The 23,502-nt window shown below is 61.6% G+C and carries 25 protein-coding genes; 5 read left to right on the top strand and 20 right to left on the bottom strand.

Going from position 1 to position 23,502, the window contains the following annotated elements:
• Positions 1 to 127 precede the first annotated feature (127 nt).
• Complete coding sequence (locus FHX10_RS09555) at positions 128 to 532, bottom strand: nuclear transport factor 2 family protein (protein WP_132573471.1); 405 nt, start codon at positions 530 to 532, stop codon at positions 128 to 130.
• A gap of 87 nt (positions 533 to 619) precedes the next feature.
• Positions 620 to 1,681: an SDR family oxidoreductase gene (locus tag FHX10_RS09560; protein ID WP_097543994.1), complete on the bottom strand. Its 1,062-nt coding sequence runs from the start codon at positions 1,679 to 1,681 to the stop codon at positions 620 to 622.
• Positions 1,682 to 1,790: 109 nt separating this feature from the next.
• Here FHX10_RS09560 and FHX10_RS09565 point away from each other — a divergent pair, with 109 nt between their 5' ends.
• On the top strand, positions 1,791 to 2,384 hold the full coding sequence (locus FHX10_RS09565; RefSeq protein ID WP_132573469.1) for a TetR/AcrR family transcriptional regulator: 594 nt from the start codon (positions 1,791 to 1,793) through the stop codon (positions 2,382 to 2,384).
• 293 nt (positions 2,385 to 2,677) lie between these two features.
• On the opposite strand, the gene FHX10_RS09570 is transcribed toward FHX10_RS09565, so the two are convergent.
• The 7 genes from FHX10_RS09570 to FHX10_RS09600 form a co-directional block, all read right to left on the bottom strand.
• Positions 2,678 to 3,670 (bottom strand): carbon-nitrogen hydrolase family protein, encoded by a 993-nt coding sequence (locus tag FHX10_RS09570; protein ID WP_097594771.1) that lies wholly within the window; start codon positions 3,668 to 3,670, stop codon positions 2,678 to 2,680.
• A 332-nt stretch (positions 3,671 to 4,002) separates the two neighbouring features.
• Positions 4,003 to 5,292 carry an amidohydrolase family protein gene (locus tag FHX10_RS09575; RefSeq protein ID WP_097594770.1) on the bottom strand — a complete coding sequence of 430 codons (1,290 nt, stop codon included), beginning with the start codon at positions 5,290 to 5,292 and terminating at the stop codon, positions 4,003 to 4,005.
• Between the two features lie 25 nt (positions 5,293 to 5,317).
• Positions 5,318 to 6,262: an ABC transporter permease gene (locus FHX10_RS09580; protein WP_063476138.1), complete on the bottom strand. Its 945-nt coding sequence runs from the start codon at positions 6,260 to 6,262 to the stop codon at positions 5,318 to 5,320.
• Positions 6,259 to 7,308, bottom strand: coding sequence for an ABC transporter permease (locus FHX10_RS09585; RefSeq protein ID WP_097594769.1), 1,050 nt, complete (start codon positions 7,306 to 7,308; stop codon positions 6,259 to 6,261). The genes FHX10_RS09580 and FHX10_RS09585 overlap by 4 nt, the downstream gene beginning before the upstream one ends.
• Positions 7,298 to 8,830, bottom strand: a complete 1,533-nt coding sequence (locus tag FHX10_RS09590) for an ABC transporter ATP-binding protein (RefSeq protein ID WP_063476140.1) — start codon at positions 8,828 to 8,830, stop codon at positions 7,298 to 7,300. Before FHX10_RS09590 ends, FHX10_RS09585 begins: the two co-directional genes overlap by 11 nt.
• A complete protein-coding gene (locus tag FHX10_RS09595; protein WP_097594768.1) occupies positions 8,827 to 10,239 on the bottom strand; it encodes an amidase in 1,413 nt (470 codons plus the stop codon). Before FHX10_RS09595 ends, FHX10_RS09590 begins: the two co-directional genes overlap by 4 nt.
• Positions 10,240 to 10,247: 8 nt before the next feature.
• Complete coding sequence (locus FHX10_RS09600) at positions 10,248 to 11,234, bottom strand: BMP family protein (protein ID WP_047613180.1); 987 nt, start codon at positions 11,232 to 11,234, stop codon at positions 10,248 to 10,250.
• A gap of 235 nt (positions 11,235 to 11,469) precedes the next feature.
• Between FHX10_RS09600 and FHX10_RS09605 the strand changes: the two genes are divergently transcribed.
• Genes FHX10_RS09605 through FHX10_RS09615 form a run of 3 tightly spaced genes read left to right on the top strand, consistent with a single transcriptional unit; the run spans position 11,470 to position 13,642 of the window.
• Positions 11,470 to 12,099: a CDP-alcohol phosphatidyltransferase family protein gene (locus FHX10_RS09605; RefSeq protein WP_132573465.1), complete on the top strand. Its 630-nt coding sequence runs from the start codon at positions 11,470 to 11,472 to the stop codon at positions 12,097 to 12,099.
• On the top strand, positions 12,096 to 12,716 hold the full coding sequence (locus tag FHX10_RS09610) for a lysophospholipid acyltransferase family protein (protein ID WP_097543989.1): 621 nt from the start codon (positions 12,096 to 12,098) through the stop codon (positions 12,714 to 12,716). Before FHX10_RS09605 ends, FHX10_RS09610 begins: the two co-directional genes overlap by 4 nt.
• Positions 12,713 to 13,642: a phosphatidate cytidylyltransferase gene (locus tag FHX10_RS09615; protein ID WP_097543988.1), complete on the top strand. Its 930-nt coding sequence runs from the start codon at positions 12,713 to 12,715 to the stop codon at positions 13,640 to 13,642. Before FHX10_RS09610 ends, FHX10_RS09615 begins: the two co-directional genes overlap by 4 nt.
• An 18-nt stretch (positions 13,643 to 13,660) precedes the next feature.
• Here FHX10_RS09615 and FHX10_RS09620 read toward each other — a convergent pair whose 3' ends face one another.
• From FHX10_RS09620 to FHX10_RS09660, 9 genes are all read right to left on the bottom strand, one after another.
• Positions 13,661 to 14,371, bottom strand: a complete 711-nt coding sequence (locus FHX10_RS09620; protein ID WP_164735902.1) for a NapC/NirT family cytochrome c — start codon at positions 14,369 to 14,371, stop codon at positions 13,661 to 13,663.
• Positions 14,372 to 14,376: 5 nt separating this feature from the next.
• Positions 14,377 to 14,877, bottom strand: a complete 501-nt coding sequence (locus FHX10_RS09625; protein WP_097622801.1) for a nitrate reductase cytochrome c-type subunit — start codon at positions 14,875 to 14,877, stop codon at positions 14,377 to 14,379.
• Positions 14,847 to 17,351 carry a periplasmic nitrate reductase subunit alpha gene (napA, locus tag FHX10_RS09630; RefSeq protein ID WP_097543986.1) on the bottom strand — a complete coding sequence of 835 codons (2,505 nt, stop codon included), beginning with the start codon at positions 17,349 to 17,351 and terminating at the stop codon, positions 14,847 to 14,849. Before napA ends, FHX10_RS09625 begins: the two co-directional genes overlap by 31 nt.
• Positions 17,326 to 17,610, bottom strand: coding sequence for a chaperone NapD (locus FHX10_RS09635; protein ID WP_097543985.1), 285 nt, complete (start codon positions 17,608 to 17,610; stop codon positions 17,326 to 17,328). Before FHX10_RS09635 ends, napA begins: the two co-directional genes overlap by 26 nt.
• Entirely contained in the window at positions 17,603 to 18,106 is a 504-nt protein-coding gene (locus FHX10_RS09640; RefSeq protein WP_132573463.1) for a ferredoxin-type protein NapF, read from the bottom strand. Before FHX10_RS09640 ends, FHX10_RS09635 begins: the two co-directional genes overlap by 8 nt.
• Before the next feature lie 3 nt (positions 18,107 to 18,109).
• The gene (gene napE, locus FHX10_RS09645) at positions 18,110 to 18,304 is read right to left on the bottom strand and encodes a periplasmic nitrate reductase, NapE protein (RefSeq protein WP_097544073.1); all 195 of its coding nucleotides are present in this window, start codon (positions 18,302 to 18,304) and stop codon (positions 18,110 to 18,112) included.
• Positions 18,305 to 18,455: 151 nt separating this feature from the next.
• On the bottom strand, positions 18,456 to 18,779 hold the full coding sequence (locus FHX10_RS09650) for a chaperone modulator CbpM (RefSeq protein WP_097594764.1): 324 nt from the start codon (positions 18,777 to 18,779) through the stop codon (positions 18,456 to 18,458).
• 2 nt (positions 18,780 to 18,781) lie between these two features.
• Positions 18,782 to 19,696 carry a DnaJ C-terminal domain-containing protein gene (locus tag FHX10_RS09655; protein WP_097543982.1) on the bottom strand — a complete coding sequence of 305 codons (915 nt, stop codon included), beginning with the start codon at positions 19,694 to 19,696 and terminating at the stop codon, positions 18,782 to 18,784.
• A gap of 141 nt (positions 19,697 to 19,837) precedes the next feature.
• Complete coding sequence (locus tag FHX10_RS09660) at positions 19,838 to 20,305, bottom strand: universal stress protein (RefSeq protein ID WP_097543981.1); 468 nt, start codon at positions 20,303 to 20,305, stop codon at positions 19,838 to 19,840.
• A gap of 160 nt (positions 20,306 to 20,465) precedes the next feature.
• Between FHX10_RS09660 and FHX10_RS09665 the strand changes: the two genes are divergently transcribed.
• On the top strand, positions 20,466 to 21,383 hold the full coding sequence (locus tag FHX10_RS09665; RefSeq protein ID WP_097543980.1) for an NAD(P)-dependent oxidoreductase: 918 nt from the start codon (positions 20,466 to 20,468) through the stop codon (positions 21,381 to 21,383).
• A gap of 63 nt (positions 21,384 to 21,446) precedes the next feature.
• Here the strand turns inward: FHX10_RS09665 and FHX10_RS09670 are convergent, their stop codons facing one another.
• On the bottom strand, positions 21,447 to 22,271 hold the full coding sequence (locus FHX10_RS09670) for a phosphoenolpyruvate hydrolase family protein (RefSeq protein ID WP_206114557.1): 825 nt from the start codon (positions 22,269 to 22,271) through the stop codon (positions 21,447 to 21,449).
• Between the two features lie 10 nt (positions 22,272 to 22,281).
• Positions 22,282 to 23,478, bottom strand: coding sequence for a Tm-1-like ATP-binding domain-containing protein (locus FHX10_RS09675; protein WP_097543978.1), 1,197 nt, complete (start codon positions 23,476 to 23,478; stop codon positions 22,282 to 22,284).
• Between the last annotated feature and the right edge of the window lie 24 nt (positions 23,479 to 23,502).

A 23,502-nucleotide genomic window follows, 5' to 3' on the forward strand; every position in this document is an offset into this window, starting at 1 on the left:
GCGGCACCTCGGCCGCCGTCGGTTGGCATCCTCTATTGAGAGCCGGCCCGCCAGCACCGTTGGTGTCCTTTGAACAGTTGTGCCTCGATCCATGGAAAGCGTTCGCCACAGCCAGCAAGACTTCCCGCTATCTGACGGTGGTCGCCTGTGACCAGACGACCATCCATTGCCCGTCGCGACGCTCATAGACATCGGTGTGCCAATAATCATGGAGGGGGACTTTGTGGCCGCTGAAGATAACTTCCAGTTGGGCGCGATATCGAATGACCGCCCCACTGCCGTATAGGCGCACATCGATCTCGGCGGGCTCCCACGTCAAATACCTGATTTGTCCGGAGGCAATCGCACCCAGGTATTCGTCTTTTGAAAGCGCTGCGCCGATCGGCGTTATCAATTGAAAGTCTGGAGCATGAAGCTGTCTTGCCCGAACAATATCCGCGCTAACGAGTGCGCGCAGTCTGGCGCGTTCAGTTTCGCGGAGAAGGTCGGCGTCATTGGTTGTGGAAAGGGCGTCGGCGAACGAGACTGTCATGCGTGTTCTCCATTTGAAAACGAGAGATCGCTCGATCCCTCACCGGGCGACCGCTATGCGCGGTAGAAATGCTTCAGAGCATAGTGATCACATTGCCGGTTCCCCCCGACGGCGGACCAATCCCAGGTCGATGAGGCTTTGGGCGCTGGCGCGTATGGCATCCTCCTCCGGGCGCGAGCGCCAGTTCAGGACACGCTGGGCTTTTTCTGCGCTAACACTCAGATCTCGATTGAGTTCGTGAACGATAATTCGGGCATTGGGGTCCGACTGCGCCATGGCCTTGACGACCTCATCGGGAACTTCGCCTGACGGCAGCCGGGCGGCGTACTCAGGGAAAGAAGCCGCAAGAACGGCCACCAAATCTCTGAGCCAGAAAAATCGGCCCCCGACGATGAAACGTTGGCTCTTGGCCACGGGATGGGTCATCGCTCGAATGTGAGCGTCTGCGACATCGCGCACATCCACTACAGAGAAGCCGAAGCGTGGAATGCCCTCGAATTGTCCCGTCATCAGATGATGGATCAGGCCCACGGACGTCCCGAAATTCGCGCTGAGTAACGGCCCAAGAATCATGCTCGGGTTGATGACCGCCAGATCGAGGCCAACCTCATGCGCAAAAATCCAGGCAGCCCGCTCGGTCAGGGTCTTCGACTTGTAGTAGGGCGTCGCCCGTTGGCCTTCCGGGTCTGTCCAGTTTTTTTCGGTGAAAGGCGCCTTCCCGTCGCCATGGTTGGTGGCGGCTATGGAGGAGGTGAGTACCACACGCTTAACGCGCGCGCGGTGCGCCGCATGGAGTACCCGCAACGCACCGTCACGGGCTGTCTGGATAAGCGCATCCTCATTTTCAGGAAACCCCGGGGGGAAAGGTGACGCCGTATGAATGACATAGCTGCATCCTTCGACAGCCGCAGTCCAGCCATCGTCGCTGTCAAGATCAGCCTGAACGAAGCTGAGGCGCTCAAGAGCATCCTTGTGAATTTGCGCGCGAAACTGGCTTTGTACGGCATCGCTCTTGTCAAGGCGACGAAGGCTGCCTCGAACCCGATATCCTTGATCAAGCAACTGCAAGCCGATGTGCCCGGCGAGGAACCCTCCAATGCCCGTCACCAAGACCGTTACAGTTGTGGGGTCGTCCGTCGCTGTGTTCATCGAAGCTCCTTGTGACCACGTCTGGGCGGCTCAACCAAATTAGACACATATACTATATTTGTCTAATCGTCCTTTTGACAGCATGGACCAAAAGTGTCAATATGCCCACATGATGCAAGCCGAGCAAAAAATAACGCAGATTTTGGACGCCGCCTTGCCGGTGTTTGTGCGCTTTGGCTTTCGAAAAACCTCGATGGCGGACATTGCGCGCGCTGCGAGAATCTCGCGCGCCTCGCTCTACCTGAGCTTCAGCAGCAAAGAAGAGTTGTTTCGGGCCGGCTCAATGCGAGCGCATACCCGGACACTGAATGAAGTGGCAGCAGTTCTGGAGGGCAAGGGGAGGGCAATTGATCGAATAGAAATGGCCATATCGGTCTTTCAGCGGGAGTTGATCGCCCCCTTTGGCGGTAGTGCCGATCCGGAAGAACTGTTTGCTGCCAATATGGCCTTGGCTGCGGATATCACGCTCGAGGCGCGGACTAAGCTATTAAGCATGCTGACACAGACCTTGATAGCCGCCGTGGAGAGCGATGAGATCGAACTTGAACCGCTGCAGGCCCCGCCCGCGCAACTGGCCGATATCATTGTGGCTGCAATGGATGGGATCAAACACGCGCGAGTTGACGGCTCCAGCCTTGCGGACGACACGAAACTATTCATGCGCATCCTGCGGGTGGCCGTGACGTCAAGGACTAGCCAGTAGGCGCATTTACGCTATTGCCAAGCCCCGGTACCCGCTTTTTGCTGTTAGGCAACCGAATCTGTCGGGCCGACACGGCCGGCCACACATCAGCAATCGTATCAACGTCAGCTCTGTCACGAGCTCGTCCAAAAGCCGTTTCCGCTTCCCCCCATCTGTGCCGCTACCCGTGTGCTGCAAAAGTCCCGGCTTTTGCCGCGTTCGAAAGTCAGGATCTTCGCGACAAGGCAGAAAAGTTCCTTGCCGCGCACCGGGAGGTCAGCGGGTAAACCACCCCGCTGACCAATACCTATTCGTCAGAATAGGTTGCGACCGTCACTCCTCGGATCACCATCTATCTGGTGTGGCGTGTAAAGGTTGGCACGGGCGTTTCGCCGCCAAGGTCTTGCGGGAGACTCCGGATCATTTCTGATGGTCGTAACAGCGATCGCAGCTTCCCCACTTGTGGGGCATTGTACCGCCCATTGCCCATCAGGCGCAGCTATTCCGGAAGGGACCGTGACGCTCTGCGGCGCATGAGCTGAAAAACTGATCCAGTAGGAATTGCTTGCAGCGTGTCCCAATGCCTCCGCGGCGAAAGCCAGTGAAGGCGCTGAAGGCGCCTCGCCTGTGGTGGAGAAGAGGACGCAATCGACATCATGCCGCTCATATTCTGTGAAAATTTCCGGATAATGCAGTTCCATGCCCATCGAGCAGCCGAAACGGAGACCATCCACCTCAAAGGTCACCGGATTTTTTCCCGGCGAGTACATAAAAGAGATTTTCGTATTCGATAGCAGACGCTCGTCGTAGCGTGTCACCAGTTCTCCACGATCGGATATCACGTAGAGACTGTTATGCGGTCGATGTGGCGAAGTGAGCTGATGGACGGAGCCGAATATCGTCCATAGCTTAAGTTCGCTCGCAAATTTTCTGGTTGCCTCCAGTTCCTCCCGCAAAATACTCCATTCGCAGCGCGTCCAATTGGACGGGCCAATTTCCCGAGGCCCATTCTCAGACATGATGCGTTTGTTTGGCGAACAGGTCGCTCCCTCGGGGAAGTGTATGAGGCGAGCGCCTGTCTTATGCGCTTCCTCCATAAGGCGGCGCATTTCCACTCCGCTGGCACGGAGCGCCGAAATATCACGAGGATCGTTGAACAGCGATGTTTGGGCGACAGCGATCCGTATCGAACGGATCACGGCTTCGTCCGGTCGTTGGCGGATATGTTGAAGAGCTGCGGTGTAAGATTCGCCGGTTTTGGCTGCGCGAGCACGTACAAGGCGTTTGAGATTTCCGTTTTGCGTCATTGTCAGGCCTTTCACGCCTCGGACGCAGTTCCCCAGCAACCCGCCCGAAACGATCGGACCAAGACAACGGACTGAGACGAAAGTCCCTTTGCCTCCGTTCAAGACCATGCTGGGGAAGGTCTGGGAGGTTAGGCGCAGGCCACGCCGAAATAAAATTGTCGAGCAGATGCTGATTCGTCAAGCTGTTGCGATAATCCCGATTGAAGCGATGGTTTTGCGAATGATATTTGCGATGTCGCAAAACCCGATGTGATGCGACGGTCAGGCGCGCGGCCCTTTTTGTTTTGGCGCAGATGGAAGCTGCTCCGGTAAGCCGGTACCTCCACGACACCTCAATAACGAGGCACGTAATCCAGACCGCCGTCGATCCGGGCTGGGCGCCCTTCCAGGAAAAGCTCGCCGATGCGCGGCGCCGAGCGGGCGATGACCTTGCCGCGACGGATCACCGCCAGCCGGTTCGGCTTCAGCCGCAGCGCTTCCAGCGTGTCGCTCGCCTGAAGGATGACCAGGTCGGCCTTGCATCCCTTTTCCAGGCCGTAGCCTTCAAGCCCCATCGTCTTCGCCGAATTGACGGTCAGCGCGTCGAAGATCCTCTTCTTGTCGTCGATGCCGGCCATCTGTGCGACATGGATTGCCATATGGCCGACCTCCAGCATGTCGCCCGATCCCATCGAATACCAGGGGTCCATGACACAGTCGTGCCCGAAGGAAACATTGAGCCCGGCATCCATCAGCTCCCGCACGCGGGTCATGCCGCGGCGTTTCGGATAGGTGTCGTGCCGGCCCTGCAGCATGATGTTGATCAGCGGATTGGGGATGACGTTGATCTCGGCCTCCGCCATCAGCGGAATGAGCTTGGAGACATAATAATTGTCCATCGAGTGCATCGAGGTCAGATGCGAGCCGGCGACGCGTCCCTGTAAGCCGAAGCGGATGGTTTCCGCAGCCAGCGTCTCGATATGGCGCGAGAGCGGATCGTCGGTTTCGTCGCAATGCATATCGACCGGCAGGCCGCGATCGGCGGCGATGCGGCAGAGCGCCTCGACCGACGCCGTGCCTTCACCCATCGTCCGTTCGAAATGCGGAATGCCGCCGACGATATCAACGCCCATGTCGAGGGCGCGGTTGAGCGCGTCGATCGCCCCCGGCGAGCGGTAATAACCGTCCTGGGGGAAGGCGACCAGCTGCAGATCGATATAGGGCGCGACCTTCTCGCGCACCTCGATCATCGCCTCGACGGTCACAAGCCTCGGATCACTGGTGTCGACATGGCTGCGGATGAAGAGCAGGCCCTGCGTGACCGCCAGATCGCAATAGCGCAGTGCACGATCGACCAGTTCCTCCTTCGTCACGATCGGGCGCAACTCTCCCCAGAGCGCGATGCCCTCGAGCAGGGTGCCGGATAGGTTCATGCGCGGCAGGCCGAGCGACAGGGTCGCGTCCATATGGAAATGCGGATCGACGAAGGGCGGGCTGACCAGCCGGCCTGACGCGTCGATTTCTTCCCTCGGCTGCGCCTGGAGATTGGGCTCGACCGCGATGATCTTGCCGCCCTGGATGCCGATATCGACGCCCTTTCGGCCATCAGGGAGATTTGCATTTCTGACGATCAGATCGAACATCGGAGCCTCATTGGACAGAAGTGGTTCAGCGTTCGCCGCGACGATAGGGCTGCATCAGTGCCTGCGGTACGCGGGCGCGGCGGGCCATGACGGCAAGGGCGGCAATGGAAAGGATATAGGGCGTCATCAAAAAGAGCTGATAGGGTACAAGCCCGCTCAGCGCGGTTTGCAGCCGGAGCTGGAAGGCATCGAAGAAAGCGAAGAGCAGGGCGCCGAACAGCGCGCGACCGGGCCGCCAGGAAGCGAAGACGACGAGCGCGATGCAGATCCAGCCGCGCCCCTGCACCATGGTCGGGAAAAAGCTGTTGAACGCCGACAGGGTCAGGAAGGCGCCGCCCATTCCCATCAGTGCGCTTCCGGCAATCACCGCGCCATAGCGCACCTTCATCGGATTGACGCCCTGAGCTTCCGCCGCATGCGGGTTTTCGCCGGTCATGCGGATCGCAAGCCCAACGGGCGTGCGGAAGATGATGTAGGCCATCAGTAGGGCGATGGCGATCGCGAGATAGGTCGGCGCCGTCTGCGTGAAGAAGGCTGGCCCGATGAAAGGCAGAGTCGAAAGACCCGGAATGGCGATCGGCTGGAACGGCACGATGGTGGGCGGCGTATTGGCAAGCGGCACGATCAGCCGGAAGACATAATAGCTGAAGCTGGAGGCAAAGAGGGTGACGCCGAGACCAGCGACATGCTGGGAGAGGCCGAGCGTCACTGTCAGGCCCGCATGCAGCAGGCCGAAGACGCCGCCGGCAATGGCGGCAATCAGCAGGCCCGTCCAGAGATCGGCGCCGTGATAGACGGAAAGCCAGCCGATCATCGCGCCGAAGGTCATGATGCCCTCGATGCCGAGATTGAGTACGCCGGCCCGTTCGCAGAGCAGGGCGCCGATCGTGCCGAAAATCAGCGGTGTGGCGATCCGCAGGATTGCCGCCCAGAGCCCAGCGGAGGCGATGATGTCGAAGAGCTGCATCATCGCCGGATCCTGTATTGGGTGAAGAACAATGCGATCAGCATCGTCAGCAGCGACAGCGCCACGGTGACGTCGGCGATATAGGTCGGGATCCCGAGGCCTCGGCTCATGCCATCGGCGCCCACGAACATGGTGGCGGTGAAAATGGCGGCAAAGACGACGCCGAGTGGATTGAGGTTGGCGAGCATGGCGACGACGATACCGGCATAGCCGAAACCGGGCGACAGGTCGGTCGTCACGTAACCCTTGACCCCCATCACCTCGATCGCTCCTGCCAACCCTGCAAGCCCGCCGGAGAGGCAGGCGACCTTCACCAGCGTTCTGCCGAGGGGCACGCCCGCAAAAACAGCGCCGCCCGGATTGAGGCCGGCCGCGCGCGACTGCATGCCGAACACGGTGCGCGACTGGATGAAATGGACGAGGATCGCCAGCGCGATTGCGATCGCAAAGCCGATATGCAGGCGCGAACGGGCGATCAGCTTCGGCAGCATGGCGTGATCGCTGACCGATTGCGACTGCGGCCAGCCGAAGGCGAGCGGATCCTTGAGAACGCCATCGATCAGCATCGAGACGAAGAGCACGGCGATGAAGTTCAACAGCAGGCTGGTGACGACTTCATCGACCGAGAAGCGCAGCCTGAGCCAGAGCGGGATCAGGATCAGCACCATGCCGGCAATGGCGCCGATCAGCAGTAGCAATGGAATGAGAATGGGGGCGGGAAGATTGCCGAGCAGTTTCGAGCTTGCCGCCGCAACGGCGATGGCGCCGAGATAGAACTGGCCCTCGGCGCCGATATTCCAGAGTCGTGCCCGGAAGGCGACGGCCGCGGCAAGCCCGGTCAGCATCAGCGGCGTTGCCCGCGTCAGCGTTTCGGTTGACGACAGCCGCGAGCCGAAAGCACCGGTCAGGATGCGCCAATAGGCATCGAGCACGGGCGCGCCGGCAATTGATATCAGGATGCCCGAAAGCGCCAGGGCTGCGATCACCGCGATGACGGGCGTGACGATCAGCAGGGAAAGCGGACGGTGTTCGCGGCGCTCAAATCGCATGGCCGGCCTCTGGGTTTTGCTGCCATTCGCCGGCCATCATCAGCCCCAGCCTGCGCGCATCGGCGTCTTCAGCCTCGACGGGCGGCGACAGCCGGCCGCCGACGATCGCCTGTATGCGATCGGCAAGCGCGATCACCTCGTCGAGGTCTTCGGAGATCAGCAGCACGGCGGTCCCTTGCCTGCGGGCTTCGAGCAAGCGGGCGTGCACGGCTGCCACCGCCCCTTCATCGAGACCGCGCGCAGGCTGCGCCGCAATCAGGATCCGCGGCCGCCGATGCAGGTTGCGGCCGAGAATGAGCTTTTGCATATTGCCGCCGGAGAGCAGCCGGGTGCGAATGGCCGGGCCGCCGCCGCGGACATCGAATCCGTCGATGATCTCCCTGGCGAAGGCCATGCCCGCTTTGCGATTGACGAGACCACGGCGCGAAAAGGCCGATGAGGCGATGCGCTCCAGCACGGCGTTTTCCCAGATCGCCATTTCGCCGATCACGCCTTCCTCGTTGCGATCCTCGGGAATGCGGCCGATGCCGGCGTCGACGACATCGGCGACACCGAGATTGCCGACGGCTTCCCCGAACAGCAGAAGGTCGCCGGCGCTGCGCGCCAGCATGCCGGAGAGAAGATGCGCCAATGTCGCCTGACCATTGCCCGAAACACCGATGATGCCGAGGATTTCTCCCGCATGCAGCCGGAAGCTGATCGACTTCAGCCGATCGACGCCGCCGCTGCGCACCGTCACATCGGCCGCTTCGAGGGCAATGGCGCCGGCTGTCGACGGCTCGCGCACGGGCCGCGTCACACGGTGCCCGACCATCAGTTCGGCGAGTTCCTCTTTGCTGGTGTCCGACGTCTTGCGTTCGGCGACCATCTTGCCGCCGCGTAAGACCACGATGCGGTCGGCCGCTGCCATCACCTCGTCGAGCTTGTGCGAGATGAAGATCAACGAAAGGCCCTGGCGGGCCATTTCCCTCAGCGTCGTGAACAGTCGTTCGGCCTCGATATTGGTCAGCACCGCCGTCGGCTCGTCGAGGATCAGGATGCGGGCATCGTTATAGAGCGCCTTGAGGATCTCGACGCGTTGCTGCTCACCGACCGACAGGTCGCCAAGGCGCGCATCCGGATCGACCTTGAGGCCGAAGCGCTCGGATATATCAAGCAGCTTCTTGCGCGCCGCGGAAGTTCCCGAGCGCCAGGACCACAGTCTTTCCGTGCCGGTCATGACATTTTCGAGAACGGTCAGATTGGGCGCGAGCGAGAAATGCTGATGCACCATGCCGACGCCGGCCTGGATCGCCGCGCGCGGCTTGCCCTGCGGCACCTCCCTGCCTTCGATCAGAATTCGGCCGGCATCCGGCATGTAATGGCCGAAAAGGATGCTCATCAGCGTGGTCTTGCCCGCACCGTTCTCGCCAAGCAGCGCCACGACCTCACCCTTGGCAAGAGTCATGGAAATATCGTCATTGGCGAGATTGGCGCCGAAACGCTTGCTGACGCCTGTGATCTCCAGCACCGGCCCGGTCATGACGGCAGTCCCGCGACGGGAAACCGATGCTGCCACCGCCCCTCGGACTCCAAGCGTGCGGCAAGCGACAGGAGGCGCGGTTCGTGACCCATCGGCGCCATGATCTGCACCGGCAGCGGCAGGGCGTGCTCATCCTGTCCGAAAGGCAGCGTCAAAGCAGGAAAACCCGAAATATTGGCGAGGCAGGCAAGCGGCGCAAAGGCCGTCATCCGCTCGAGATGCAGATCCGTGTCGGTATGATCGGACGGAAAGGAGCCGATCGCAAGAGGCGCAGACGAAAGCATCGGCGTGAGAATGCAATCGACCTTGTCGAACAGCGTCCAGAGCTTATGGCTCACCAGAACGGCCTCGTTCAGCGTGTTCCAGAGCGATGTGACCGAAAGCCCTCGTCCGCGCGCAGCAAAAGCCTGCGTCAGAGGCTCGGCCCTGCTTTCATCCAGAGCCGCCGCCTCGATGAGCGCCGCAAGGTTGGCGGAGACGATATCGGCGAAGGCGCGGCCGCTTGACGTGACGCTTCCTTCGAACGCGGCCCAGCTCAACGGAACGATCAGGTGTCCGTCATTCTCGAGCGCACGAGCCGCATCCTCGACGGCTGCGAGCCGATCACCCTCCGTCGGATAGACCGGCCCAGTATCAACCAGCAGGCCGGCTCGCAAACGACCGTCGTTGCTGTCGACAGAGGAGGGGTCCGGAAAAGGTCCTCGTGAATCGCCGGCCAACCCGTCGAATATCAGCGCCGTATCCCGCACCGAACGGCAGACCGCGAGTTCGCTGGCGATACCGGCGAGGTGGTTGCCAAAGGAGGGGCCGCCCGGGATGGCGCCGCGCGTCGGCTTCATTCCGACGAGGCCGCAGCAGGCGGCGGGCACACGGATCGAGCCGCCCGCGTCGGTGGCATGTGCGATCGCAACGATCCCGGCGGCAACCGCAGCCGCCGCACCGCCGGAGGAGCCGCCCGCGGTTCGGGCCGGATCGAGCGGGTTGCGGCAGAGAGGCCCGATCGCCGGTTCGCTGGCAAGCGACAGCCCAAATTCCGGGCTCGTCGTCAGGCCGAACAGGCAGAAGCCGGCGTCGCGGAAACGAGCAGCCAGATCGGAATCCGCTTCGCCGCCCTTTCTTTCGAAGAGACGGGAACCGGCGGTGACCGGCAGCCCGGCGAAGGGGCCGCCAAGATCTTTCGCCAAACTCGGCACACCGGCAAAGGGCCTGATGGAAAAGCGATCCGGCGCGCTCCGCCGCTCCCGGTCGCGGTCGTCCGCCGAGGCAAGGCCCATGGCGGCATCGAGATAGGCGAGCGCGCCGAGCGCCGCCTGCCGCGCAGCGGCCTCAAGAGAAGCCTGCATCGCCTCGGCAGCGCTCAGCTTGCCATGCCGGATCGCTGCCGCCAGGTCGGTCGCATCGCTTTGCATGAGTCGAATTACTTCGGCTCGTCCATCATCTTCGGAACCTCGAAGGTGCCGGCCTTGATCTCCGCCCGCTTGGCTTCCATCGCAGCCTCCGCATCGGCGGGCGCCACGCCCTTCACAAAGACGATATCGCTGCCGCCTTCCTTCATCAGGCCGTAGGAGGTGTAGTTCCGACCGACCGGTTTTCCGGCCGCGACATCGGCGATCGCAGCGTTGAGGATCGGGCGGAAATACCACATGGCGTTGGCAAACACAGTGTCAGGGTAGCGCGGCGTATAGTCGATCAGCGAGCCGACCGATTTGATGCCGCGTTCCTTGGCGGCATCGGCGGTACCGATACGTTCGCCGAACAGGATGTCGGCGCCGGCGTCGATCTGGGCAAGACCGGCTTCGCGGGCCTTCGGCGGATCGAAGAAGGTGCCGATGAAGGAGACGAGGTGTTTTGCCTCCGGGTTGACGGCCTTGACGCCGGCCGCGAACGCGTTGATCAGCATGTTGACCTCGGGGATCGGAATAGCGCCGACCGAACCGACGATATTCGACTTGGTCATCTTGCCCGCCAGCATGCCGGCAAGATAGGCGCCGTCATGGTTCCAGGTGCCGAAGACACCGAAATTATCGCCGGCCTGCTCGCCGCTCGAACCCAGCACGAAGGCGGTATCGGGATAGTCGGCCGCGACCTGCCGGGCCTCTTTCTCCACCGCATAGGCCTCGCCGATAATCAGCTTGTTGCCCTGTTCGGCATATTCGCGCATGGCGCGGGGATAATCGGTGCCGGAAACACCTTCGGAGAAGACATATTCGATAACGCCTTCCTTGGCCGCGTCCTGCAGGGCCTTGTGCAGACAGGAGTTCCAGGCATTTTCAACCGGCGAGGCATGAATGCCGGCAACTTTCAGCGGCGCGGCCGCTCTTGCCAGCGGGGCAAAGCCGCTGACCCCAAGCGCAATGCCGGATGCGATCACTGCCCGGCGTGAAATCAGGATATCTTTGGTCATTGATTGTTCCCCTTTTTTACCATTTGGTTCAAAAATCATAGTAGCGCCTAAAAATGTGTCAAGCCGCGAATGGGCTTAAAAATCAGGCTGATCGGCCACCGCGACCTGACTGAAAAAACGAGGCATGGCAGGCTGCACGCTCGGCGCCACCGTGCTTGCCGGGCAGGATCTACAGGGGCTTGGCGCGACGACTCCGGCAGGATATGCATAGAACTATCGGGTTGGGGAAATTGAAATGGGTGATGAAGAAGACGCCTCGCGGCGGCCGATCGCGAGCCGGTCGTCGTCCTGGGCGATCGGCCTGAGTGCGTGGCTGGCACGCACCGGTGTCACGCCAAACGGCATTTCGCTTTTCTCGATCCTGTTTGCCAGCCTCGGCGCGGCGCTCATCCTCTTCACGGCCCATCCGATCGCCATGGTTTGCGCCGCGATCTCGGTGCAGATGCGGCTCGTCTGCAATCTGCTGGACGGCATGGTCGCGATCGAAGGCGGCAAGAAAACCAAGAGCGGGCCGCTCTACAATGAATTCCCCGACCGGATCGCCGACAGCCTGCTTCTCGTCGCAGCCGGTTATGCCTGCGGCTTTGCCTGGCTCGGCTGGCTGGCTGCGCTGCTCGCCGCACTCACCGCCTATATCAGGGTCTTCGGAGGAGCGGTCGGTCTTCCCCAGGACTTCAGCGGCATCATGGCCAAGCAGCGCCGCATGGCGGTACTGACGGCGGGCCTCGTCGCCCAGAGCGTGGAGACGCTGATATCGGCCAGCCATTGGTCGCTGCTCCTTGCCTCCGTCATCATCGCGGCGGGAAGCCTCGTCACCTGCACCACGCGGACGATAAGACTTGCCCGCTCGCTGGAGAGATTATGATCGCACTCATCCGTCGCCTTCTCGTGCTTTTCGTCCGCATCGTGGTCGGCGCCCGCAGCGAGTGGCGGGGCTGCACGCCCGACCCCCGCCGCCGCATCTATTTTGCCAATCACAACAGCCATGTCGACACCGTCGCCGTCATGGCCGCCCTGCCGTGGCCGGTGCGACGGCTGACCCATCCGGTTGCGGCGCGCGATTATTGGGGAACGACCGCCTTTCGCCGTTTCATCGCCGAGAAAGGCCTGCGCGCCGTCCTGATTGACCGCAAGCCTCTGCCCGACAGCAACCCGCTGGAGCCGATCGAGCGCCTGCTCGAGGAGGGGCGCTCGGTCCTGATCTTCCCGGAAGGCACGAGAAGCGCCAGCGATGAGATCGCCCCCTTCCGCAGCGGCATCTATCGCCTTGCATGCCGTTTCCCCGATGTCGATCTCGTGCCGATCCATCTCGACAATCTTCAGCGCATCCTGCCCAAGGGAAGCTGGCTGATCGTCCCGATCACCTGCACGGCGCGCTTCGGCAAGCCGCTCCGCGTCGAACCGGGCGAAGGAAAAGACGCGTTCCTGGCCCGCGCCCGTGCCGCGGTCATCGAGCTAGCAGACGGAGAACGCATCGCATGACCAGCCATTTCTCCATCGTGCTTGCCGCGATCCTCGGCCTGTTGGCCGTCGCCTCGGCCATTGGCTTCACCCTTCAGCGGCGGGCGACCGAGCCCGGATCCGTCGCTACCGTCCACAATCTCAATGCCCGAATTCGCTCATGGTGGATCATGGTCGCGATATTCGGCGGCGCGATTCTGCTCGGCGATACCGCGGTGGTCGTCCTGTTCGCATTCCTGTCCTTCATGGCGCTTCGCGAATTCTGGACGCTGACGCCATCGCGGCGCGGCGATCACCTGGCGCTGTTCCTGTCCTTCTTCGTCGTCCTGCCACTTCATTACCTGTTGCTCGGAACGGCGTGGTACGGCCTATTTGCGATCTTCATCCCGGTCTATGCCTTCCTGATCCTGCCGGCGGTGGCGACCTTGACGGGCGACGTCAACGAATTCCTGGCCCGGACCGCCAGGGTGCAATGGGGATTGATGCTGACGGTCTATTCGATCAGCCATGCTCCCGCACTTCTGATGCTGCAGACCGGTACGCCATCCGCCCTGCTTCTCGTCTATCTCGTCATCGTGGTGCAACTCAGCGACGTCTTCCAGTATGTCTGGGGCAAGCTCCTGGGAAAGCATCGCTTCTCGCCGAACATCAGCCCATCGAAGACGCTCGAAGGCCTCTTCGGTGGCGGCGCCTCGGCCATCCTTGTGGGAACGCTGCTCTATCGCCTGACGCCGTTCTCGCCGCTGCAGGCGGCGGCCATCAGCACGGTCATCGTCGTCGCGGGCTTCTTCGGCGGCTTCGTGCTCTCGGCCATCAAACGCGATCTGAACGCCAAGGACTGGGGCTATGTGATCGAGGGTCACGGCGGCGTGCTCGACCGGCTGGATTCCATCACCTTCGCAGCGCCGCTGTTCTTCCACATCGTCCGCTACTGGTACACCGTCTGACAATTCATCCGCGAAAGCCTATCTCGCATCCTCCATGGATGACGCGTGAGCCCTCGCCATGGCCTCCTGAAGGTCGGCGATAGGCGTCGCATTCACCATCTTCCTGCCCTCGAGTTCCTTCGGCATTTTCCAGCCGGGATCGATGCCTTCCATGTTCGGCAATTCGTGAGCGATACCCTTGTGGCAGTCGATGCAGGTCGCCTGGCCGGAAAGCAGATATCGGGTATGGATCTCGGCGGCGCGTTGTGTCTGCTTCTGCAGATCCATCGCCACCGACGAATGGCAGTTGCGGCATTCCAGACTGTCATTGGCCTTCATGCGCGCCCATTCATGCTGCGCAAGTTCCAGCCGCTTTTCCAGAAACTTCGGCCGGGTGTTGATCGTGCCGAATATCTTGCCCCAGACCTCCTTGGAGGCCTGCATCTTGCGGGCGATCTTGTCGGTCCATTGATGCGGCACGTGGCAGTCCGGGCATGTCGCCCGCACCCCCGATCGGTTGGAAAAATGGATGGTGCGCGAAAGCTCCTGATAGACGTTGTCGTGCATTTCATGACAGGAGGTGCAGAAGTTTTCGGTATTGGTCAGTTCCAGCGCGGTATTAAACGCGCCCCAGAAGAGAACGCCACCAACGAAGCCGCCCAGCGTCAGGACGCCGAGCCCGATCGTTGCCGCCGGCGTCGTCAGGATCGACCACGCCCACAGAACCGCTTTCCTGATAAATGCGATCATGACGGTCACTCGCTTCCGGCCGGCTTGAAACCGAGCTCGCTCATGTCCTTGAACGCATTGGGGACGAGTGGCTGGGTGTCCGCCTGCGGCACATGGCACGCCGTACAGAAGTAGCGGCGAGGGGAGACGTCGGCGAGCATCTGGCCGTCGCGCGTCATATAGTGGGTGACGCTGATCATCGGCGCGCCGCTATCCTGCGTGAACTCCCGCTTGTGGCAGGAGAGGCAGCGGTTGGCGTTGACCGACAGTTCGTAACCTTCGATCGAATGCGGAATGATCGGCGGCTGGTCGGGATAGGCGCGCATCCTGCGCTTGTCGTCGACGATCCATTTCGGCAGCGGCTTGGCGGCCCCTGTTTCCATCGAGGGCGTCGGGCCCTCCAGCTGGGGGACGGTTTGCTGCATCACCTGACCGAAGGCGGCCGTCGCGAGGAAAACGACGACGCCGGCTGCGATTGCCTGCCATTCCGGTCGCCTTAAACGGCGGGGAGAATCTTGACCGCGCATTTCTTGAAATCCGTCTGCTTGGAGATGGGATCGGTGGCGTCGAGCGTGACCTTGTTGATCAACTGGCTGGCGTCGAACCAGGGGACGAAGATGACGCCGGGCGGCATTCGATTCCTGCCCCTGATATCGATGCGCGAGCGGATCTCGCCGCGGCGGGAAACGATCCGCACCTCCGCCCCCTGATTGATGCCGCGCTTGCGGGCATCCTCGGCATTCATGAAACATCGCGCGCCGGGAAATGCCCGGTAAAGCTCCGGCACCCTCATGGTCATCGATCCCGAGTGCCAGTGTTCGAGCACACGGCCGGTAACCAGCCAAAAATCGAATTCGTCGTCGGGAGATTCGGCCGGCGGCTCGTAGGGCACGGCCAGAATGACGGCCCTGCCGTCCTTCTGACCATAAAATTTCACGCCCTCGCCGGGCTTCACATAGGGGTCGTAACCTTCCCGGTATCGCCAGCGCGTCTCCTGGCCGTTGACCACCGGCCAGCGCAGTCCACGGACCTCATGATAGAGGTCATAGGGCGCCAGATCGTGTCCGTGCCCGCGCCCGAAGGAGGCATACTCCTCGAACAAGCCTTTCTGGATGTAGAATCCGAACGCCTTGGCCTCGGCATTGTCGTATTCGGCGCTGATCTCATCAAGCGGAAACCGGTCGACCTCGCCATTGCGAAAGAGCACGTCGAAAAGCGTTTTTCCTCGATACGCCGGATTGGCATCGAGGATTTCCTTCGACCAGACCTCATCGGTGGTAAATCGCTTCGAGAATTCGACGATCTGCCAGAGGTCGGATCGCGCCTCGCCCTTGGCCTGAACGAGTTGATGCCAGACATGGGTGCGCCGTTCGGCGTTTCCATAGGCGCCTTCCTTCTCGACCCACATCGCCGCAGGAAGGATCAGGTCTGCGCTCATCGCCGTTATGGTCGGATAGGCATCCGAAACCACGACGAAATTCTCGGGGTTGCGATAACCCTGCCAGGTTTCGTTGCTCGTATTCGGTCCGGCCTGGACGTTGTTGTTGACCTGCACCCAATAGAAATTCAGCTTGCCGTCCTTCAGCATGCGGTCCTGCTGGACTGCATGATATCCTGGCTTCTCCGGAATGATCCCCTGCGGGACACGCCAGATTTCTTCGGCATGTTTGCGGTGCTCGGGGTTCGTCACCGTCATGTCGGCGGGAAGGCGATGCGCGAAGGTTCCCACTTCACGGGCCGTCCCGCAGGCCGAGGGCTGACCGGTGAGGGAGAACGGGCTGTTGCCCGGTTCGGAGATCTTCCCGGTGAGCAAATGCAGGTTGTAGACCATCTGGTTCGCCCAAACGCCGCGGACATGCTGATTGAATCCCATCGTCCAAAGCGACATCACCTTGCGGTCAGGATCGGCATAGAGTTCCGCAAGCTGCTCCAGGAATTCGGGATCGACCCCGGTGAGTTCGGACGTCTTCTTCAGCGTGTACTCGCTAACGAACGCCTTGAAGGCGTCGAAATCCATCGGTTCGGTCTTGCCGGGATCGCTGGCGTTGGCCGCTGCGATTTCAACCGGATTGTCCGGGCGCAGGCCGTAGCCGATATCGGTGACGCCTTTTGCAAACTTCGTGTGGTCGCGGACGAAGTCCTCGTTCACACGTCCTGTTTGAATGATGTGGTTGGCAATGAAATTCAGAATCGCCAGATCTGTTCCCGGTTTGAAAACGATGGGAATATCGGCGAGATCCATGCTCCTGTGCGTAAAGGTCGAAAGCACCGCGACGCGCACATGCGGTTGCCCAAGCCGGCGGTCGGCGAGGCGTGTCCAGAGGATCGGATGCATCTCCGCCATGTTCGAGCCCCAGAGCACGAAGGCGTCCGCGTTTTCGAAATCGTCGTAACAGCCCATCGGCTCGTCCATGCCGAAGGTCCGCATGAACCCGTAAGCGGCCGAGGCCATGCAGTGTCTGGCATTGGGGTCCAGATTGTTGGAACGAAAGCCGGCCCGCATCAGCTTTGTCGCGGCATATCCTTCAAAGATCGTCCACTGGCCGGAGCCGAACATGCCGACAGCCGTCGGGCCTTTGTCCTCGAGCACTTTCTTGCACTGCTCGGCCATCACGTCGAAGGCCTCGTCCCAGCTCACCGGTTCGAACTCGCCGTCCTTGGCGTAGCGGCCGTCCCGCTTTCGCAGCAGAGGGGTCTGAAGCCTGTCCTCGCCATACATGATCTTGGAGAGAAAATAGCCCTTGATGCAGTTAAGGCCGCGATTGACCTCCGCCTGCATGTCTCCATGCGTTGCAACGACCTGACCTTGCTTGACGCCCACCATGACGCCGCAACCGGTGCCGCAGAAGCGGCAGGGGGCCTTCGACCATTTGATTTCCAATGCACCGACGCCGCCGGGCACCGGCTGCGCGACAGCCGGCATCGCTATTCCGGCAGCGGCCGCGGCGATGGCGGCGGCCTGGGCCTTCAGAAGCTCACGCCTGTTCAATTCTCCCGTCATGGCCTTGCATCTCCTCCTCGACATGCTCGAACACCATGTTTGCCGCAATCACGCCGTCCAGGAGCGAGATTTGCGATAGACGATCGCCGAGCATGCCCGTGCTCGTTCCCTCGATAGTGACGACGATCTTTCCGTTGGCGTGAGCGTGGACTTCCACATTCCGCATCTCGGCGATGGCCGCCAGCACAGCCCCGGTGCGGGCCGGCATGGTCGCGATCACGGCACTCGATATGTGATAGCGCAGACCCCGCTCAGGCATCGGCCGCCTCCATCCCGCTCGGCTGCAACACGATGGCGTTGACGGGACATCCGGCGATGCACCCTCCGCATCCATTGCAAATGTCGGTGCGAAGTTCCGGAAGAAACGGGCCGCCGACGCGGGGCCGGAAACGGATCGCCTGCTGAGGGCAAGCTTCTCCGCAGGACTGACAGGTGATGCCGCGCTTCGCCAGGCAGGTATCACCAACCGCGGCGACATGGGCAAAACGATCGATCCGCTCTGTGGTGAAAACGGGTTGCGGGCACAATGCCGCGCATTCACCGCAAAACGTGCATTCGCCTCGCATAAAGTCGAGCAACGGCAGTCCGTCCACCAGACGGATTATCTTGGTGGGACATCGCTCCTCGCATCGTCCGCACCCCGTGCATGCCGCGGCAAGGCTTTGCATCGATGCTCCTGGCGGACAAATCCTGTGATCGGTCGTTGCCGGCCGGACTGAGAGGAATTGACGTCGAGACATCGGCACTTGGGACATGGCTCAATGCCCCGCCGGCGGCCCCGGAGGGCCGAACACGATTTGAAACATCCATACGAGGAAACCGTAGCCGCCGACGACACCCACGGCGACCAGAGGCCATATTCCGAATGCAAGGATAAGGAAAGCCAGCACTTCCGCCCGGCGCTTCGCGCGCGGATCGCTCTGCCCCGATGCTTTTTGAAGCAATTCAGACATGACAGGCCCCCAGGCGCGGACGATACCATGCCCAGTCATCCATGACCAGATGACTTGCATTCCACTAGCCTGCTGCCTCCTCTCGCAGGCAGCAGGCTCGCATTGTCGCCGTCATGGAGCGTCGTAAGAAAACGCCTGCACGCAAGTAACTCTAGACCCGGTCGACCTCCTCGAGGCTGTCGAACAGCCGGCGCTGAACATCCCGCTCCTGCCTGCCGATGGCGGTCATCAACTTGCCCATCGTTCCCCGCAGGCCGTGCAACTCGTCGACCAGCTCCATGACGATATCGACGCCGGCTTCGTTGACGCCCATGTTTCCCATGAGGTCCAGGATCAGCCGCGCTCGCGCGACGTCGGCGTCGCGAAATTGCCGTTGGCCGCCTGAGGTCTCGGGGATCAACCAACCCTGTTCGATCCAGAGGTCGAGCTGGTCGATGTCGATTTTCAAGTAAAGACGGAATTCGAGATCATCCATGATCAAGCCTCCATGTTCTTTCTCGGATCATACGAGTTTGCCGTCGCCCATTCCTTCACCAGATCCGTCAGCCGCTCGTTGGGATTGTCAGGCAGCACGATCTTCAGGGAGACATAAACGTCGCCATGTCCGCCGCTGCGTTTTGCAACACCCTTGCCCTTGAGGCGCAGGACCTTGCCGGTGTTCGAATGCGGCGGCAGCGTCAGATTGACCGGCCCAGACGGCGTCGGCACACGAACCTTGCCGCCGAGCACGGCCTCATTGAGCGAGATCGGCAGTTCCAGGCGGATATCGTCGCCGTCTCGCGTGAAGAAGCGGTGCGGGCCTACACGGATTTCGATCAGGGCATCACCCGCCGGACCGCCTCCGATGCCCGGCTCGCCCTTGCCGCGCAGCCGCAAGGTCTGGCCATCGCGCGTTCCCGGCGGGATCTGCACGTCAAGCGCTGGGCCGCCAGGAAGCTTGACCTCGGTCCTGGTGCCGTTGACGGCCTCGAGAAAATCGACCTCCATCGAGAACTGGCGGTCCCGGCCACGACCACGGCTCTGGCCGCCTCCGGCCCGGCGTGAAAAGAAGTTGGCAAAGACATCGTCGGCATCGCCGAAATCGGCAAATCCGGCACTGTTGTGGTAGGGATCGCCAGGGCCGCTCTTCGAGGCATAGTCGCGGTAATAATTGCGCTGCGCCCGCTCGGCGCCTGAAATATCGATCTCGCCGCGGTCGAAACGCCCGCGTTTTTCCTCGTCGCTCAAGATCTCATAAGCGGTTGAAATTTCCTTGAACCGCTCCTCTGCCTTTTTGTCGCCGGGGTTGAGGTCGGGGTGAAGTTTCTTGGCGAGCTTGCGGAACGCGCTTTGAATATCCTTTTGCGTCGCATCCCGTTTCACGCCCAGAAGCTCATAGGGATCCTGGCTCATACATATCTCCTGAGGGCAGCGTATACTGCTGGTTGGCTTGGGGATGATATAGGTTGCCGGGCCGCCGCCGGGGAGGGTAAATTGGTCGCCGGACGATATCAGCGCGACAAAGCCACTGCGGTCACGCCAGCGCAGTGGAGATTAGAACAATGCCACGTCTTCGGCTTGAGACGCCGCGCCCTCATATGCGTGATCTAAACGCCGATCGATGAGAACCGAGCACCCGGCGTGGCGCACGACTTTGTCGACAATCGAGGAGAAGACGTAGTCGGTGATATCGGTCACATGCGACGACAGCAGGATGAGATCGGCCGACTTCTCCCTTGCGACGGAAACGAGCTGGGAAGCGGCAATGCCGATGCGAACCTCGATCGTCGCCAAAATCCCCATTTCCTTGCAGAGCGATGCAAGTTTCTTTTCGGCGTCGACGATGGCGGTCGTTTCGAATGCCTCGGGAAGCTCCGTCAGGTGACGGCGCGGGATATTCTCGATGACATGCATGACGACGATGCTTCCGCCTTCATCCGCCAATGCCGCAGCCCGGCGCAAAAGCCGGATTGCCGTTTGCCTCGAACCCGTGCCGATGCCGCAGATGATTGTTCGATACATTGAAATCCATATCCTCGAATGCGAATGATAGCGCCGATCATACCGGTCTCAACCTTCGCGGCATTGACGAATGTCAAGGAAAGGCCTCGCAACGGTAGCCCTCACAAAACCGCCATTTGCTTAGAACGGGACCTCCGGCTGAATCGTCGCAGTTGACGATATGGCCATCAGCAACAGTTCTAACCCGATGTCGTCACTTATTGAGGTTCACATGCCGCATTTTGCGATTATCGGATCGGGTGCGATGGGAAGCGCTGTCGCCAAACGGCTGATCGACCGCGGCGCCACGGTGCTGACCCATCTCGAGGGCAGAAGCGAGCAGACGATTGCGCGGGCAATGGCAGCCGGCATGGTGCCGGTCGGACGCCAGGAGCTGACAAAGGCCGAGCTGATCCTGTCGATCGTTCCGCCGGCGCAGGCGATCAAGGTCGCCGAATTCGTCGCGGACATATCGTCGAGGATGCCGGCGCCGCCGCCCTTCATCGACCTCAACGCGATTGCGCCAAAAACCATGCAGGCTTTGGCGGCACGGTTCGACGGCAGCGGCGTGGAGGTGCTCGATGGCGCGATCATCGGCGGGCCGCCGGTTCCCGGCAAATCAGGTCCGACCATCTATATCAGCGGCGATCGTGCCGAGCGGAGCCGGCTGCTTGAGGATTGCGGCCTCAGGATCCGCAGGCTCGACGGACCGCTCGGCGCCGCCTCGGCACTGAAGATGTGTTATGCCGGCATCAACAAGGGATTTATCGGCCTCGGCACTGCCATGCTGCTTGCCGCATCGCGTTCGGGTGCTGCCGAAAGCCTGAAAGCCGAACTCTCCGAAAGCCTTCCCGACGTCGACCGCAAGCTGTCGAAATCCATTCCCGACATGTACCCGAAAGCCTATCGATGGGTCGCCGAAATGCAGGAGATTGCCGATTTCCTGGGAGAAGATGATCCGGCGGCGACCATCTTCCGCGGCATGGCGGACCTCTTCTCCAGGATGGCTTCCGACGTGGAGGGCAGCCGTGTTCTTGTCGGTCAGCTGGACGAGATCCTTGGCTCCAGGGAAACCCGCGACGCGATGGTCATGCCATAATGTCGCTGCCGGCGCTGGCAATGGAGGCACCGGCAGCTGGTGTACGGCCGGTCCAAGCCGCGCCTATATCTTCACGAAGTCCTCGACCTGCGCCCTGATCGCGACCTCGGTCGGCAAACGCTCCATCGAACTCGCGCCGTAAAAGCCGTTGCAACCCTTGCAGCGTGCAAGCACATAGGCCGCGTCCGCGGGCATGGCGATCGGCCCGCCATGGCAGAGCACGATGACGTCGTCGCGGATCGACCTTGCGGCATCCGACCATTCGTTGATCTTCTCCACGCATCCATCGAGGGTCAGCGCCGTTTCAGCGCCGATCGCGCCGCCTGTGGTCAGGCCGAGATGGCAGACGACGATGTCGGCGCCGGCTTTGGTCATCGCGATCGCGTCCTCGCTGCTGAAGACATAGGGTGTCGTCAGCATGTCCTTGGCGTTGGCGCGGGCGATAATATCGATTTCCAGATCGAAGCCCATGCCGGTCTCTTCGAGATTGGCGCGAAACGTGCCGTCGATCAGCCCGACGGTCGGGAAGTTCTGGATGCCGGCAAAACCCATTGCCTTCAGCTCGTCGAGGAAGTGATCGGGCAGCATGAAAGGATCGGTGCCGTTGACGCCGGCAAGCACCGGCGTGTGGCGCACGACCGGCAGGACCTCGCGGCCCATCTCCTTGACGATCTCGTTGGCATTGCCATAGGCGAGCAGGCCGGCAAGCGAGCCGCGGCCGGCCATGCGGTAGCGGCCGGAATTATAGATCACGATCAGATCGATGCCGCCGGCCTCTTCGCTCTTGGCGGAAAGGCCGGTGCCGGCGCCACCGCCGATGATCGGCAGGCCTTCGGCGATCTTGCGGCGAAGCTCGCTCAGAATGTCGTTTCTGTCGATGCGGGTCAAAACTCTCTCCTCAGGCATGGATCTCATGGAAGCCGGCAACGAGTGCCGTGGCGAATTCCGGACTGTTGACATGGGCGTCTATCTCGACGAGGCGCCTGTTCGGCGCCTCGCGCCAGCCGCCACGAATGGCAGAAAACAGCGCCTCGTCGGCTTCGGGATCATGGAATGGCTGACCGGCGGCGTCGATCGCTGAAACGCCCTGAAGCGGCAGCAGGAAGCGGACCGGACCCTGCATCTGGTTGAGCCGCTCGACGATGAAAGCGCCGATCCTGCGGTTTTCCTCCGGGGTGGTGCGCATCAGGGTCACCTGTGCATTGTGGACGTGCAGCCTGCGGTCGCGGAAGGGCGCCGGCACGGTGTCCCGCGCGCCGAAATTCACCATATCGACGGCGCCGACCGAGCCGATATAGGGCAGGCCGGTGCGGATAATGGCGCCGAAGCGATCCTCGGTCGCCGGAAAGACGCCACCGATGAGAAGGTCGGGCACCTCCGTCGTCGTCACATCGATTACGCCCTGCAACAGACCGGAATCGGCAAGCTTCTCCATCGACTGGCCACCGACGCCGGTCGCATGGAAGACGTAGATTTCATGCGTCTTGCCGAGCATTTCGCGGAGCTGGGTGACGCAGGAGGTGGTGACGCCGAACATGGTCATGCCGATGCCCGGCCGATCATCGCTGGAGACGGGGATGGGGTTGCGGGCCATGCCGGCCGCCGCATTTGCCGCATTGCCGATTACCTTGCGCGAGATGGCGTTCAAGCCGGCGATGTCGACGACCGAATACATCATGGTGAGATCATTCGGGCCGACATAGGGCGCCACATTGCCCGAGGCGACCGTCGAGACCATCAGTTTCGGCAGGCCGATCGGAAGCGTTCGCATCGCCTCCGTCACCAGCGCGGTATTGCCGGTGCCGCCAAGGCCGAGCACGGCGCCGATGTCGTTGCGCGATTTCAGGAATGCCGTCAGCGCTTTGGCCATGGCCGAAACCGCCGCTCCCCGATCGGTCTGCCCGAGCACGGCCGCAGCGCCCTCAGGATGAAATGCGGCGACGTCACGCGCCTGGACATCGGCGCCGGTGCCTTCCCTAAGCGTGCCGACATCGACCAGAACAGCCTCGGTTCCGGCCGAAAGAACCACCTCCCTGGCGTAGCTCAGTTCAGCACCCTTGGTGTCGCAAGTGCCGACGATATAGACCTTTCCCATTGGTTTTCCTCCCTTTTTGATCGA

This window comes from Rhizobium sp. BK591 (assembly GCF_014195045.1).
In the GTDB taxonomy this organism is placed as follows: Bacteria; Pseudomonadota; Alphaproteobacteria; order Rhizobiales; family Rhizobiaceae; genus Rhizobium; species Rhizobium anhuiense.